The organism is Streptomyces sp. NPDC092370, from assembly GCF_044755265.1.
GTDB lineage: Bacteria > Actinomycetota > Actinomycetes > Streptomycetales > Streptomycetaceae > Streptomyces.
Genome location: NZ_JBIVQO010000007.1, coordinates 280,624 through 294,230, shown reverse-complemented (window position 1 = coordinate 294,230; position 13,607 = coordinate 280,624). Strand labels below are relative to the sequence as shown.

Here is a 13,607-nt window from a genome sequence, read left to right as displayed (position 1 = left end):
GCCGCGGCTCAGGCGGAGGGCTCCGGAGCACGTACGGCGATGTCCGCTCCCGGGCTGAACTCCGCCAGCAGCTCGGCGAGTTCCGCCGCGGCCGCCGCCACGTCGGCCACCGGCATCGGGGCCAGGCTCTCCAGCAGGAAGATGCCGGAGGTGGTCTCCTCGGTGAGCCGGGTGCGCGGGCCCTGTCGCCAGTTCCACCGGCGGCAGGTCACGCCCGCGTCGTCGCGCCACACCACCTCGCCCGCGTCGGGGTGCTCGACGGTCTCCTCACCGCCGGCGACGGTCACGAAGTCCTCCTCCCCCGTGGCTCGGATCAGGCGCATGCCGCCCTCGATGCGGTCGATGTCCTCGCCCCCGACGGGGATCAGATGGGCCACGGAGACGGCGTTGTAGAGGTCCACGAGCAGGTTGATACGGGGCAGTCCCGCTTCCGAGAGGGCACGCTTGGCCAGTGCCTCCGCGGAGTTTCGGGTGCGGGACGGCTTCGAGCCGAAGGCCGTGTAGGTCTCGCGCCATGCGGCCATGTGCGGGTCCTCGTGCGGGGCGCGACCGTCCAGCCGTGCGGCGAGCCGGCGCGTCGCGTCGTCGAGGAGCGCGGAACCGGCGTCGTCGCTCGGCCCGTTGACGAGGCCGTGCGCCTCGATCGCGATGTGCGTGAAGCCGGGCGCGAGAACGCGTACGTCGTCGGACACGGTCAGCGTGAGCGTCATGGTCGCCTTGCCTCAGAGTGCGGTGGGGAGCGTCTGCCAGAGGTGCGGCCGGTCACGGGCCGCCGTGAGGGCGGCCAGCACGACCGGATGCGGTGCAGCATACAAGACTGGATAGTCCAGTTCATTGGACGCCCGGTCGGGCGTGAAGGCCAGACGCTCACCGTCGAGGGAGAACTGCGCGTCGACTCCGGGCTTGTTGCCCCGGGGATCCTGCCGGTGCCACGCGCCGTTGAACCGGACGGCGACCAGCCCGTGCACCTGCTCGAATTTCTGGTAGCACAGCGCGGTGGGGAGGTCCTCGGCCCGCAGCAGCGCGGCCAGGGCGTGGGCCTTGGCGTAGCAGATGCCGGTGCGCTGCTCCAGGACGTCGGAGGCGCGCCAGGTGACGCGGAGGTCACCGGAGTCCTGCGCGTGCGGAATGGCGTCACGCACGAACACGAAGGCCGCTCGCGCATACTCATACGAAGTAGCCACCCCGTCGGCGAGCATCGCCGCCGTCTCGCGCACGAGCGGGTGATGATGGTCGATCGCCTCATCGGCGGCCAGATACGCCGAGAGGTCAGGAGTCTCCTGGATCAGCTGCATAGAGGCAGAGCGTAGGAAGAGACCCGCCCAGGGTCAATCGATTTACGCTCTGCCGCATACCTATGCACATGGTCGGCGGCGATGGCGCTAGCGGGCCATCTCCTCCTTCAGCGCGGCCAGGAACGCGTCCACGTCCTCCTCGGTGGTGTCGAAGGCGCACATCCAGCGGACGTCGCCCGCGGCCTCGTCCCAGAAGTAGAAGCGGAACCGCTTCTGGAGTCGCTCGCTCACGTCATGGGGCAGGCGGGCGAACACCGCGTTGGCCTGCACCGGGTAGAGGATCTCCACACCGTGCACGGCCCGCACGCCCTCGGCGAGGCGCTGGGCCATCTCGTTGGCGTGGCCGGCGTTGCGCAGCCACAGGTCCCGCGCGAGCAGGGCCTCCAGCTGCACCGACACGAAGCGCATCTTGGAGGCGAGCTGCATGGACAGCTTGCGCAGGTGCTTCATGTGGCTGACGGCGTCCTGGTTGAGGACCACGACGGCCTCGCCGAACAGGGCGCCGTTCTTCGTACCGCCCAGGGAGAGGATGTCGACGCCGGCGGCGTTGGTGAGCGTCCGCATCGGGACGTTCAGGGTGGCGGCGGCGTTGGCCAGACGCGAGCCGTCCAGGTGCACCTTCATGCCGTGCGCGTGGGCGTGCTCGCAGAGGGCGCGTATCTCCTCCGGCGTGTAGACCGTGCCCAGCTCGGTGGCCTGGGCGATGGAGACCACCTGCGGCATGGCGCGGTGCTCGTCGTCCCAGCCGTAGGCCTGCCGGTCGATCAGTTCGGGCGTGAGCTTGCCGTCCGGCGCCGGGACGGTCAGCAGCTTCAGACCGCCGACCCGCTCCGGGGCACCGCACTCGTCGACGTTGATGTGCGCGCTCTCGGCGCAGATCACCGCGCCCCAGCGGTCGGTGACGGCCTGGAGCGCGACGACGTTCGCACCGGTGCCGTTGAAGACCGGGAACGCCTCGGCCGTGGGCCCGAAGTGGCTGCGGACCACCTGCTGGAGGTTCTCGGTGTAGACGTCCTCGCCGTACGCGACCTGGTGCCCGCCGTTGGCCAGGGCCAGGGCGGCGAGCACCTCCGGGTGGGCCCCGGCGTAGTTGTCGCTGGCGAAACCGCGGACCTCGGGATCGTGACGGCGACGGGCGTCGCTCTTCGGCGGGTTCACGGCTTCTCGGTGAGCCACAGACGGTTTCCGTTCACTTCTGCGGCGGGCTTCTCCCAGACCTCGGTGATGGCCTCGGCCAGATCCTTGACGTCGGTGAAGCCCGCGAACTTCGCGTTGGGTCGGTCGGCGCGCATCGCGTCGTGGACCAGTGCCTTGACCACAAGGATCGCAGCAGCCGACGTCGGACCTTCGGGGCCCCCGGCCTTGCGGAAGTAGTCCGCCATGGCCAGCGTCCACGCCTCGGCCGCCGCCTTGCCGGCCGCGTACGCGGCGTTGCCCGCGGTGGGCTTGGTGGCGCCCGCGGCACTGATCAGCACGTACCGGCCGCGGTCGCTGCGCTGCAGCGCCTCGTGGAAGGCGAGGGAGGTGTGCTGCACGGTGCGCACGAGCAGCATCTCCAGGAAGTCCCAGTCGTCGAGGCTGGTCCGGGTGAAGGTCTCGCTGCCGCGCCAGCCGCCGACGAGGTGGACCAGGCCGTCGACGTGGCCGAAGTCCTTCTCGATGCGGGTGGCCCAGTCGCGGGTGGCCCCCAGGTCCAGCAGATCGACCGTGTCTCCGGTGACGGTGGCGCCGCCGGTCGCGTAGCTCGCCGCGTCCACCGCCTCCGCCAGCCGCTCCGGATCGTTGTCCGAGCCGATGACGGTCGCACCCGCCTCGGCCAGCCTGAGCAGCGCGGCCCGGCCGGCGGGTCCGCCCGCTCCGGCCACCGCGATCACCGCACCGCTGAGCGCCCCGTTCCCCGCCATGGTCCTCGCCTCCTGAGCAGTGTCCTCGGTACGCCGATCGCTCATGCGGCGATCCGCTCGGCGCTGTCGGCCGTGATGCCCTTGGTGGAGGCGATCACGTTCTTCAGCTTCTTGGACAGTGCCTCATAGAACATGCTCAGCGGAAACTCGTCCGGAAGCACGTCATCGACGAGTTTGCGGGGCGGCTGCGTCGTGTCCAGCGCATCGGGGCCCTTGGCCCACCTCGAGCCCGGGTGCGGGGAGAGATAGGTGGAGACCAGCTCGTACCCGGCGAACCAGTGCACGAGCTTGGGGCGGTCGATGCCGTCGCGGTACAGGTCCTCGATCTCGCCGCACAGCTGGTTGGTGACCTGCGGAGCGCGCTCCCAGTCGATGGTGAGCCTGTTGTCGGTCCAGCGGACGACATCGTGCTTGTGCAGGTAGGCGAAGAGGAGCTGCCCGCCGAGGCCGTCGTAGTTGCGGACGCGCTCGCCGGTGACCGGGAAGCGGAACATGCGGTCGAAGAGGACCGCGACCTGCACGTCACGCGCCTGCGGGACGCCGTCCGCCGCCAGCTTCACTGCCTCCTTGAAGGCGGTGAGGTCACAGCGCAGCTCCTCCAGGCCGTACATCCAGAACGGCTGGCGCTGCTTGATCATGAACGGGTCGAAGGGCAGGTCTCCGTGGCTGTGGGTGCGGTCGTGGACCATGTCCCACAGGACGAACGCCTCCTCGCAGCGCTTCTGGTCGTGGACCATCGCGGCGACGTCCTCCGGCAGGTCCAGGCCCAGGATGTCGACGGCGGCGTCGGTCACGCGGCGGAAGCGGGCGGCCTCGCGGTCGCAGAAGATGCCGCCCCAGGTGAACCGCTCCGGGGCCTCACGCACGGCGATGGTCTCGGGGAAGAGGACGGCCGAGTTGGTGTCGTAGCCGGCCGTGAAGTCCTCGAACTTGATGCCGCAGAACAGCGGGTTGTCGTAGCGGGTGCGCTCCAGCTCGGCCAGCCAGTCCGGCCAGACCATGCGCAGCACGACCGCCTCGAGGTTGCGGTCCGGGTTGCCGTTCTGCGTGTACATGGGGAAGACGACGAGGTGCTGGAGGCCGTCCACGCGGTTCGCGGCCGGCTGGAAGGCCAGCAGCGAGTCGAGGAAGTCGGGCACCTGGAAGCCGCTGTCGGCCCACCGGGTCAGGTCCTTGACCAGGGCCTCGTGATACGCCCCGTCGTGCGGGAGCAGCGCAGAGAGCTCCAGGACGGCGTCGGCGACCTGGCGGACGGCGAGCTCGACGTCGGCCGGGTCGGGTGCGCCCTCGGCGTCCAAGTCGATCGACCCGTCCTTGGACTGCCATGGACGGATCCGCTCCACGGCATCCTTGAGCACGGGCCATGCCGGGTGCTCCACCACCCTGGCCACGGGAGGAAGACCTTCCTCCGAACCCACCTGCACAAGAATTTCCGTCATGTCCCACCTTCCACGGGAGAATCTCACGTATGCAGACCGTATACACACGAGGTTCCTCCCAGCAAGGGTGGCCCCGGGAAATTATCCTGCCCGACCCTGGTCTTCACCGCACTTTTTCCTGTCGGCCACGCTTCTGCCCGCATGCGCGGCGACCATGCCCTCACTCTCTGCACAGGGCGGGTCCAGGCGATACGGTCGGAGGGGCCGTCAGGCCCCCGTGCCGCCTGTCGACGGAAGAGAGTCGCGCCTTGAACTTCCTCACCATCGGTCACCGCGGAGTCATGGGTGTGGAGCCAGAGAACACCCTCCGCTCCTTCGTCGCCGCCCAGGAGGCGGGCCTCGACGCCATCGAACTCGATCTGCATCTCAGCAAGGACGGCGCGCTCGTCGTCATGCACGACACGGATGTGGACCGCACGACCGACGGCACCGGGCCGATCGCCGAGAAGACCCTCGCCGAACTGCGAGCCCTGGACGCGGGCCGGGGCGAACGGGTCCCGGTCTTCGAGGAGGTCCTGGAGGCCGTCCACACGCCCCTTCAGGCGGAGATCAAGGACGTGCACGCGGCGCGGGCCCTGGCCGAGGTGATGAACCTGCGGGAGCTGGCCGGCCGGGTGGAGGTGTCCTCGTTCCACGACGAGGCGATCGCCGAGATCAAACCCCTGGTGCCGGGCGTGCGCACCGCGCTGATCGCCAGCCGCTACGGCACGGACATCGTCGACCGCGCGGTGCAGGCCGGCGCCGAGACCGTCTGCCTGAACATCCGCCGGCTCACGCTGGAGATCGTGGAGCGGGCCCGCAAGGCCGATCTGAAGATCATCGGCTGGGTCGTGAACACGCAGGAGCAGCTGCGTCTGGTCCGGGCGTTCGGCCTGGACGGCGCGACCACGGACCACCCGGACATCAAGCGCACCGGCCGCTTCACGGCATAAGGTCCGTCGGTCGTCGGCCAGGCCGGCGGTGAGGCTCGGCTCCTGTCAGCCGACGGGGGGACGATCCGCACGACAGGCCCTCTAGGCGAGCTCCTTGACCAGCAGCTCGAACTCCAGGTCGTCGCGCCGCGGAACGCCGAAGCGCTCGTCGCCGTACGGGAACGGCGTCATCCGTCCCGTGCGGCGGTAGCCGCGCCGCTCGTACCAGGCGATGAGGTCCGCGCGCACGGAGATCACGGTCATCTGCATCTCCTTGACGCCCCACGTCTCTCGGGCCTGCCGCTCCGCCTCCGCGATGATCACCTTGCCGAGTCCCGCGCCTTGGAGCCGGGGGCTTACGGCGAACATCCCGAAGTAGGCGTGGTCGCCGTGGTGCTGCAACTGGCAGCAGGCCACGATCCTGCCGTCCCGCTCCACGGTCATGAGCCGGCTGTCGGGCGACGTGACGACCTCCAGCACCCCCTCCGGGTCGGTCCGCTGCCCCTCGAGGATGTCCGCCTCGGTGGTCCACCCGGCCCGGCTGTCGTCGCCCCGGTACGCCGACTCGATCAACGCGACCAGCTCGTCCACGTCGGCGTCGGTGGCATCGCGGAAAGTCAGTGGGGTGGCGGCGGTCTCCATTGGTGCGGGTCTCCGTTTTCCTGACGCGGCTCGGGCAGGGACGAGCGTAACGCCGCCACTAAGCTCCGCCGCATGGTGCATGTACTCAGCAGCAGGATCCTGCTCCACCCGACCGACCCCGAACGGTCCCGAGCCTTCTACGGTGAGCAGTTGGGCCTCGCCGTGTACCGCGAGTTCGGCACGGGGCCGGAGCGCGGCACGGTCTTCTTCATGGGCGGCGGCTTCCTGGAGGTCTCGGGCCGATCCGAGACGCCCCCGGCACCCGCCGTACGCCTGTGGCTGCAGGTCGACGATGTGACGGCGGCCCAGGAGGAGCTGCGCGTCAAGGGCGTGGAGATCGTCCGGCCGCCGGTGCGGGAGCCCTGGGGGCTGGTCGAGATGTGGATCGCGGACCCGGACGGGACGCCGATCGTGCTGGTGGAAGTCCCGGCCGACCATCCGATGCGCTACCGGCCGGGCATCTGAGACCGGCCGGCGCCGTGCGCGCCGGGCCGCAGCGGCACACCGGTGGGTTTCCCCGGATGGCAGGGAGGCCGGAGGTCGGCTTAGCGTGCTGGAGGGGACCCCCCGGGGAGGCCTGCCGCCGTTCGTGGAAGGAACGCCATGAAGCTCGACGCACCGGTGACCGGCGGCCCCTGCTGGGCCGAGCTGGGGACCAGCGACCTGGACGCGGCCCGGCGGTTCTACACCCGCCTGTTCGGCTGGCGGCCCGAGACGGACGGGCGTCAGGACGCCGGTGGCTACACCGTCGCGCACCTCGGGGACGCGGCCGTGGCCGCGCTCGCGCCGCTGTACCAGCCGTCGCAGCCGGTCGCGTGGAACGTGTCGTTCGCGGTGTCCGACGCGGACACCACCGCACGGGCGGTGGCCGAGGCGGGCGGGACGATGCTGTTCGGCCCGGTGGACGTGTCCGAGGTGGGCCGTTTCGCGGTGGCCGCCGATCCGGGCGGTGCCGTGTTCCAGCTGTGGCAGGCGGGCACCTTCCCGGGCGCCGGGCTGTTCAACGCGCCCGGTTCGCTGGGCTGGGTGGAGCTGATGACACGGGATCCGCAGGGAGCCGTCTCCTTCTACACGCGGGTGTTCGGCTGGACGGTCGCCCCGTCGGACCGCTACACCCAGTGGGGCGTCGATGGCGCCGACTTCGGCGGCATGGTGACGATGGACGACAAATTCCCGCCCGAGGTGCCGGCGCACTGGCTGCCGTACTTCGCCGTGGCGGACGTGGACGCCACGACGGCCGTCGTGCAGCGGCACGGGACGGTTCTGATGGTGCCCACCTCGGTGCCCGACGGGCCGCGCATCGCGGTGCTGCGAGACCCGCAGGGGGCGATGTTCGGCGTGTACCGGGCGGCCGACGAGACCTGAGACCGACGGTGTGCCGCCCGGGACGGGTCCGGCTTGCGCTGAGATGCGCTCCAGCTCCTGGCGTCTTGGGTACGACCTGCCCGAAGGGGACGGGAGTGCGTCACTCACTGGTCGGCAGGACCGGTCTGCGCGGCGACGACTGGGGCTGGGGCACGGGCAAGAAGGGAACATCTACGGCGACCGCTGGACGGCCGTCGACCACCGCCGCCCCACGCACCGCCGTACGGCGCAGGAGGTGCGCTGAGAACGTGACCGCGCCGGTCAGGCCCGCGGCACGCCGAGCCGCCCCTCCAGCCGGCTGAGCAACTCAGCGAGCAGAGCGGCGAGTTCACTCTGCTCGGGGCCGTCGAGGCCGGACAGCACGGCGGTCTCGTAGGCGAGCTGGACGGGCAGGATGCCGTCGACCAGGTCACGTCCGGCGTCGGTGAGGCGGAGGTGCACGACCCGGCGGTCACGGGCATCGCCGCGCCGTTCGACCAGACCGCGCTCGGTCAGCTGCTTGAGGCGTTTGGTGACGGCGGCCCCCGAGGAGAAGGTCTCCCGGGCGAGCTCCCCGGGCGTCAGCTCGTGTCCGGTACGGCGCAGCGCGCCCAGCAGATCGAACTCGGGCCTGCTGAGCCCCGCGCGGCGCAACGGGGCGTCCTCTGCCTGCTGCAACAGGGCGGCACAGCGGTTGATCCGCCCGATGACCTCCATCGGGCCGGTGTCGAGCCCGGGATGCACGATCCGCCACTGCCGAACGACAGCGGCGACGGTGTCACCCCGGCGGCCCCCGGCCGATTCGGCTTCGCAGGGGGGCTCGCCCGCCGGATCGGCTCCGGCCGCCGGGTCGCGAGCCGGATCCCTCCCGGCGGCATGCCCCCCGCCGGGCGCGTGCGTCTCCTCCACCGAACCCCCTCCGGTCCCCTGGAAACCGCCGGTGAGGTCTCCTCCGGTCGCTGCCTCCTCGTCGGCCCTCCGCCCTCTCGCCACCGGCTGCGGGTTCCGTCCCGCGTCGGGCCCCTTGGGCGATGCTCCTTCGGTCGGCGTCATGGCCGTGCGTCCTCCGTTTCGGTGGCCGGGTCCCGGTCCGGGAGCAGTCCCTGGCGTCGGGCCGTCGCGGCGAGCGTACGGTGTCCGGACTGCTCGGCGAGCACGACCCGCTCCTGCGGCACGGCCCGCTGCCACCATTCACCGGCGGCGGCGTCGGCGGTGGTCCGCAGGTCGGCCAGGGCGACGGCGAGACCGCGACGGGCGGGCTCCAGCACCGCGGGGCCGGGGTGCGGCTCCGCCAGGAGGCGGGCGGCGTGTTCGCGAGCCCGGTCGGCGGCGGTCAGCGCCCGTTCGACGCGGTCGCCCGCGCGACGATTGGTGACGGCCACGGCGGCGGCGAACCCCACCAGCGCACCGATGACGGTGTCCACGACGCGCTCCCTCATCAGCGTGCCGGGCTCCTGGTATCCGGCGAACTCCGTGATGAGCAGGGCCATGGGCGTCACGCAGACGCTGCCGAGCCAGTAGTTCCGGCTGATCAGCGCCTCCGCACCGAAGCTGAACGCCAGGCAGCACAGCACGAGCGCCCACGGCCCCAGGTGGGCGAGGGGCACGACGGCCAGGAAGACGAGCACCCCGACGACGTTGCCCACGACACGCTGGACGGCCCGGCTCCAGGTCAGGGAGAGGTTGGCCTGGTAGAGCGAGGCGGCGGTGACCAGCGCCCAGTAAGGGCGGCCGACCCCGAGGGCGAGGGAGGCGTGGCCGGCGAGCGCGCAGCCGAGCGCGGTACGCACCGCGAGCGGCGTCAGCGGGCCCAGCCGCGCCCGGAGGGTCCGGGCCGCGTCCACACCGAGCAGTTCGTCGGCGGCCGCGTCCGGCAGGCCCGCCTCCGGGACGGGCCCCCTGCCGCGCAGCGCGCCCGCCCATCCGCGCAGTCGGTCCGCGTCCGCCTCCGTCGGCGCCGCGAGGGCGACCTCGGCACGGACGACAAGCCGTTGCAGGGCCCGCCGGGTCCGGGAAGGGGCGCTGGTTGACAGCAGTGACTGCCATGCGGCCTGCACGGCGGCGTAACCTCCGGCGCGGACGCGCGCGTGCCCCTCCCCCGTGTCGCCGGTGTCGGCGTACGCCGCGGCGGCCTTCAGGGCCGCGGCGGTGGCACGGCGCTCCGGTCCGTGCGGCCGGACGAGCGCGGGCGCCATGCAGACCAGCCAGGCCCAGGCACCCGTCGCGGCGGCCAGGGCCAGATGGCCGGGCACCTGGGCGAGGGCCTGGGGTGCGAACAGGGAGGCGGAGCTGACGAAGGTGAGGACGACATTGCCGGGCGGGCCGACCCGGGTGGCGTCGCACAGCACCTTCTGCGCGGCGGCCAGCAGGGCGCCGACGGTGACCAGGACGGTGGCACTGCGGGTGAGCGAGGCCGCGACCAGCGCCACGGCCAGCCCGCCGAGCATCCCCAGCACCACCCCCACCAGGACCCCGGCCCGGGCGGCGTAGGGCCGGTTGTGGGCGTACAGCGCGCACAGGGCCCCGGCCATCGCGTACATCACCAGGTCGAGCCGGCCGAGGGCGACCAGGGTCAGGGCGGGCGGAGCGATCGCCGCGACGACGCTCAGGGCGGGCTTGAACCAGATCTCCGAGGGCCTGCCCAGGCGCAGCACCCCCGCCGGCGGCAGACGCCGTGCGGGTGGGGAAGCGGGGCCGGGGGCGGGGGGCGCACTGCTCATGACCACAAGATTAACAGGTGTTTTACTCGTAAAATATCGCTGCTCACGTGATGTGCTCCCTCCAATGCCCCCCGTGTACATCCTTGCGCTCGCGTGCGCGCCGCAGGGCCCGGGCATCGAATGACCGACCGTCGAACGAGGAGGTGCGCGTGCACGGACCGGCTTCGTCCGGCTGGCTGCTGGTGGCGCTCTGCGCGGTGACCGGCGCCTACTGCCTGGCGCGGATGCGCAGCGGCGCCGAGGAGCAGCGCAGCGCCGCGGGCGGTGAGGCGCTGATGGGTTTCGGGATGGCCGCGATGGCCGTGCCGACGGCGGTGTTCACTCCGCCCTCGTGGACCTGGCCCGTCTACGCGGTGGTGTTCGGTGCGGCGGGCGTGCACGCGCTGTGGGCGGCGCGGACGGGCGCGCACCACCTCCACCACGTGGTGGGGGCCGTGGCGATGACCTACATGTCCGTGGCCATGGCCGGCTCGCCCGGGCACGGGCACGGTCAGGGGGTCCCGGTCCTGACCGGGGCGCTGTTGCTGTACTTCGCCGGGTACGTGCTGCTGAGCGGCGTCCGTCTGGTGCCGGTCGCCGCCATGGCCGGGGGCGGCGGTTCCGCCGGGTGGGGGGACCGGCCGGAACTGGCGCGGGCCTGCCGGCTGTCGATGGGGATCGCGACGGTCGCGATGCTGCTGACGCTGTGAAGGGGGCCGACCCGGCGCCCGCAGCGGATCCGTTGCCTGCGTCACTTTGACGCCACAAGCCCTGCCCCTGAGCGGGGCCGCGCTCATAGGCTGCCCTCATGATGCTCACCGCCGTGCTGCTGCTGCTCGGCGCCCTGACCGCCGTCGTCGCCCCGCGGCTGCTCGCCCGGGCGGACTGGCCGGACCGCGAGCCGGTGGTGGCGCTGTGGATGTGGCAGTGCGTGGTGGCGGCAGTCCTCGTGTGCTGCGTGCTGTCGATGACGCTCAGCGCGGCCGCGGCCTGGCACGTGGTCGGCGGGCACCTCTTCGCGACGGCCCCCCGCGCGGTCGTCGAGGCCTATGCCCTCGGTACGGCGGGCCCCTGGGCGGCGACCCTCGCGGTCGCGCTGGCCGGCGGCGGCCTGTGGAGCGCGGCGATGCTGGCCCACGAGATCGGCCGGGCCCGTGTCCGGCGCCGCCGGCGGCGTGCCGATCTGCTGGTCCGGGCTCCGTTGCTGCCGGGCGAGGTGGCCGTCTCGGGCCGGCTCGTCGTCCTGGAGAGCGAGCGGCCCGACGCCTGGTGGCAGCCCGGCACTCCCCCGCAACTGGTCGTCACCACGGCCGCGTTGCGCCGGTTGAAGGGTCGGCAGCTGGACGCCGTGCTCGCCCATGAGCAGGGCCACGCCCGGGCGCGGCACGACTGGCTGCTGAACTGCTCTTCGGCTCTGGCCTGCGGCTTTCCGCAGGTTCCGGTGTTCGCCGCGTTCCGCGCCGAGATGCACCGCCTGGTCGAACTCGCCGCCGACGACACGGCATCGCGCCGCTTCGGCCGTCTGACCACGGCCCTGGCCCTGGTCGAACTGAACGAGCACCGCGGTGTGTTCGGCCCCTGCCCGACCCCGCAGGCCCATGTCCCGGCCCGGGTGCACCGGTTGCTGACTCCGCCGGACCGGCTGACCGCGGCCCGGCGCCTGCGGCTGACGGCGGCGGCCGCGCTGGTGCCCGTGGTGCCGGTCCTGGTGGCGTTCGTCCCGGGGCTGCGGGCGCTGGGATAGCCGGAGGGGCGGCAGGGACGGCCGGGGCTCCCGCCGCGCCGGCATCGGGCGAGGTGTTCGCCCGGGCCGGATCCGGCGGTTGCCATCTGGCCGAAGCGCGTGCTCCCCGGGCCGCGGATCGTCGCCGTACTGGATCCGGACCCCCCGGTTCGGCGAGGATCGCATCATGCACACCCCGACCCTCGACTCGCCGCCCCGTCCGGAGAACCGCAGCGCCGCCCGTTTCGCCGGCGTCCTGGCCATGTGCTCGGCGCTGCTGCTGACCCTCGTCGCGGCCAGATGGAGTCCGTTGATCCGCGCGGACGGGGACATCGCCGATACCGTCCACCGCTGGGCGGTGGACGAACCGGCTCTCACCCAGGCGTGCCGTATCTTCACCGACTGGGTCTGGGACCCGTGGACGATGCGTCTGCTGTCCGCGGCCGTCGTCGTGTGGCTGGTGGTGCGGGTGGCGGCGCGCTGGACCGCGGTGTGGCTGGCCCTGGCCGTCGCGCTGGGCACGCTGTTGCAGCAGGGCATCAAGGCGGTGGTGGACCGACCGCGTCCGGTCTGGCCCGACCCCGTCGACTCGGCCCACTACTCGGCGTTCCCGTCGGGTCATGCCATGACCGCCACGGTGGTGTGCGGCCTGCTGCTGTGGCTCCTGCACCGGCACGGCGCCGGCCGGGCCGTGCGGCGTTCGGCCCTGGCCGTGGCCGTCGTCTCCGTGGCCGGAGTCGGGCTGACCCGGATCTGGCTCGGCGTGCACTGGCCGTCGGACGTGCTGGGCGGCTGGCTGCTGGGCACGACGGTGGTGGCCCTGGCGGTGTGGGTGCACCGGCGCTGGCATCCCTGAAGCCGGAGCAAGTCGGGGCCGCCTCACCGGTCTTCGCACGGCGGCCCGGCGGGACCTCGTAGGATTCGCCGCATGACGGCTGTGCTCTTCGACTTCTCCGGAACCCTCTTCCGTGTCGAGTCCACCGACTCCTGGCTGCGTGGCACCCTGGCCGGGGCCGGTGTCCGGCTCGCGGAGGCCGAGTTGGCCGCCGCGGCACGGGCGCTGGAATCGGTCGGGGCGCTGCCGGGCGGCGGCGACCCCGCGCGGGTACCGGAGGACCTGGCCGACACCTGGCCGGTCCGGGACCAGAGCGCCGCTCTGCACCGGGCGGCCTACACCGGTCTCTCCCGGCAGGTCCCGCTGCCCGACCCCGCGCTGCACGACGCGCTGTACGACCGTCACATGACCCCGGCCGCGTGGGCCCCCTACCCGGACGCCGTCGAGGTGCTGCGCACCCTGCGGGAGCGGGGCGTCCCGGTCGGGGTCGTCAGCAATATCGGCTGGGACCTGCGTCCCGTCTTCCGCGCGCACGGCCTCGACCCCTATGTCGACGCGTACGTCCTGTCGTACGAGCACGGCATCCAGAAGCCCGACCCGCGGCTCTTCGCCACCGCCTGTGAGGCGCTCGGCGCCGATCCGCGCAAGACCCTCATGGTCGGCGACGATCGCAGGGCGGACGGCGGCGCCACCGTTCTGGGATGCGAGGTGCACTTCGTGGACCACCTGCCGGCGGCCGACCGGCCGAACGGGCTGCGTCCGGTCCTGGATCTGGTGAGCTGAGGGGTGCGCGCCCCGGATAAGAGCGGTGCGCC

General features: G+C 72.3%; 15 protein-coding genes. 7 read left to right on the top strand and 8 right to left on the bottom strand.

Annotation, left to right across the window (positions count from 1 at the left end):
- Positions 1-8 precede the first annotated feature (8 nt).
- The 5 genes from ACIQHQ_RS22770 to ACIQHQ_RS22750 form a co-directional block, all read right to left on the bottom strand.
- Entirely contained in the window at positions 9-710 is a 702-nt protein-coding gene (locus ACIQHQ_RS22770; protein WP_402614148.1) for a B3/4 domain-containing protein, read from the bottom strand.
- Between the two features lie 12 nt (positions 711-722).
- Complete coding sequence (locus ACIQHQ_RS22765; protein WP_402614145.1) at positions 723-1,295, bottom strand: transglutaminase domain-containing protein; 573 nt, start codon at positions 1,293-1,295, stop codon at positions 723-725.
- An 87-nt stretch (positions 1,296-1,382) separates the two neighbouring features.
- Positions 1,383-2,453 (bottom strand): threonine aldolase family protein, encoded by a 1,071-nt coding sequence (locus ACIQHQ_RS22760; protein WP_402614536.1) that lies wholly within the window; start codon positions 2,451-2,453, stop codon positions 1,383-1,385.
- Positions 2,450-3,244, bottom strand: coding sequence for an SDR family NAD(P)-dependent oxidoreductase (locus tag ACIQHQ_RS22755; RefSeq protein ID WP_402614142.1), 795 nt, complete (start codon positions 3,242-3,244; stop codon positions 2,450-2,452). The genes ACIQHQ_RS22760 and ACIQHQ_RS22755 overlap by 4 nt, the downstream gene beginning before the upstream one ends.
- Positions 3,241-4,638, bottom strand: a complete 1,398-nt coding sequence (locus tag ACIQHQ_RS22750; RefSeq protein WP_402614140.1) for a DUF6421 family protein — start codon at positions 4,636-4,638, stop codon at positions 3,241-3,243. Before ACIQHQ_RS22750 ends, ACIQHQ_RS22755 begins: the two co-directional genes overlap by 4 nt.
- Before the next feature lie 248 nt (positions 4,639-4,886).
- Here ACIQHQ_RS22750 and ACIQHQ_RS22745 point away from each other — a divergent pair, with 248 nt between their 5' ends.
- Positions 4,887-5,570, top strand: coding sequence for a glycerophosphodiester phosphodiesterase (locus tag ACIQHQ_RS22745; RefSeq protein ID WP_402614137.1), 684 nt, complete (start codon positions 4,887-4,889; stop codon positions 5,568-5,570).
- Between the two features lie 81 nt (positions 5,571-5,651).
- Here the strand turns inward: ACIQHQ_RS22745 and ACIQHQ_RS22740 are convergent, their stop codons facing one another.
- Complete coding sequence (locus ACIQHQ_RS22740; protein WP_402614134.1) at positions 5,652-6,191, bottom strand: GNAT family N-acetyltransferase; 540 nt, start codon at positions 6,189-6,191, stop codon at positions 5,652-5,654.
- A 72-nt stretch (positions 6,192-6,263) separates the two neighbouring features.
- Here ACIQHQ_RS22740 and ACIQHQ_RS22735 point away from each other — a divergent pair, with 72 nt between their 5' ends.
- Together ACIQHQ_RS22735 and ACIQHQ_RS22730 are read left to right on the top strand one after the other, a co-directional pair.
- Positions 6,264-6,656 (top strand): VOC family protein, encoded by a 393-nt coding sequence (locus ACIQHQ_RS22735; protein ID WP_402614132.1) that lies wholly within the window; start codon positions 6,264-6,266, stop codon positions 6,654-6,656.
- A gap of 138 nt (positions 6,657-6,794) precedes the next feature.
- Positions 6,795-7,556, top strand: coding sequence for a VOC family protein (locus ACIQHQ_RS22730; protein WP_402614130.1), 762 nt, complete (start codon positions 6,795-6,797; stop codon positions 7,554-7,556).
- Between the two features lie 261 nt (positions 7,557-7,817).
- On the opposite strand, the gene ACIQHQ_RS22725 is transcribed toward ACIQHQ_RS22730, so the two are convergent.
- Both ACIQHQ_RS22725 and ACIQHQ_RS22720 read right to left on the bottom strand, forming a co-directional pair.
- Positions 7,818-8,444, bottom strand: a complete 627-nt coding sequence (locus ACIQHQ_RS22725; RefSeq protein ID WP_402614533.1) for a MarR family winged helix-turn-helix transcriptional regulator — start codon at positions 8,442-8,444, stop codon at positions 7,818-7,820.
- Positions 8,445-8,584: 140 nt separating this feature from the next.
- Positions 8,585-10,255, bottom strand: coding sequence for an FUSC family protein (locus ACIQHQ_RS22720; protein ID WP_402614127.1), 1,671 nt, complete (start codon positions 10,253-10,255; stop codon positions 8,585-8,587).
- Between the two features lie 149 nt (positions 10,256-10,404).
- Between ACIQHQ_RS22720 and ACIQHQ_RS22715 the strand changes: the two genes are divergently transcribed.
- The 4 genes from ACIQHQ_RS22715 to ACIQHQ_RS22700 all read left to right on the top strand — a co-directional run bounded on the left by ACIQHQ_RS22715 (position 10,405) and on the right by ACIQHQ_RS22700 (position 13,575).
- On the top strand, positions 10,405-10,944 hold the full coding sequence (locus tag ACIQHQ_RS22715; RefSeq protein WP_402614124.1) for a DUF5134 domain-containing protein: 540 nt from the start codon (positions 10,405-10,407) through the stop codon (positions 10,942-10,944).
- Positions 10,945-11,042: 98 nt separating this feature from the next.
- On the top strand, positions 11,043-11,978 hold the full coding sequence (locus ACIQHQ_RS22710; RefSeq protein WP_402614121.1) for a M56 family metallopeptidase: 936 nt from the start codon (positions 11,043-11,045) through the stop codon (positions 11,976-11,978).
- Positions 11,979-12,144: 166 nt separating this feature from the next.
- Positions 12,145-12,813 (top strand): phosphatase PAP2 family protein, encoded by a 669-nt coding sequence (locus tag ACIQHQ_RS22705; RefSeq protein WP_402614118.1) that lies wholly within the window; start codon positions 12,145-12,147, stop codon positions 12,811-12,813.
- Between the two features lie 72 nt (positions 12,814-12,885).
- Positions 12,886-13,575, top strand: a complete 690-nt coding sequence (locus ACIQHQ_RS22700) for an HAD family hydrolase (protein WP_402614115.1) — start codon at positions 12,886-12,888, stop codon at positions 13,573-13,575.
- Positions 13,576-13,607: the final 32 nt, after the last annotated feature.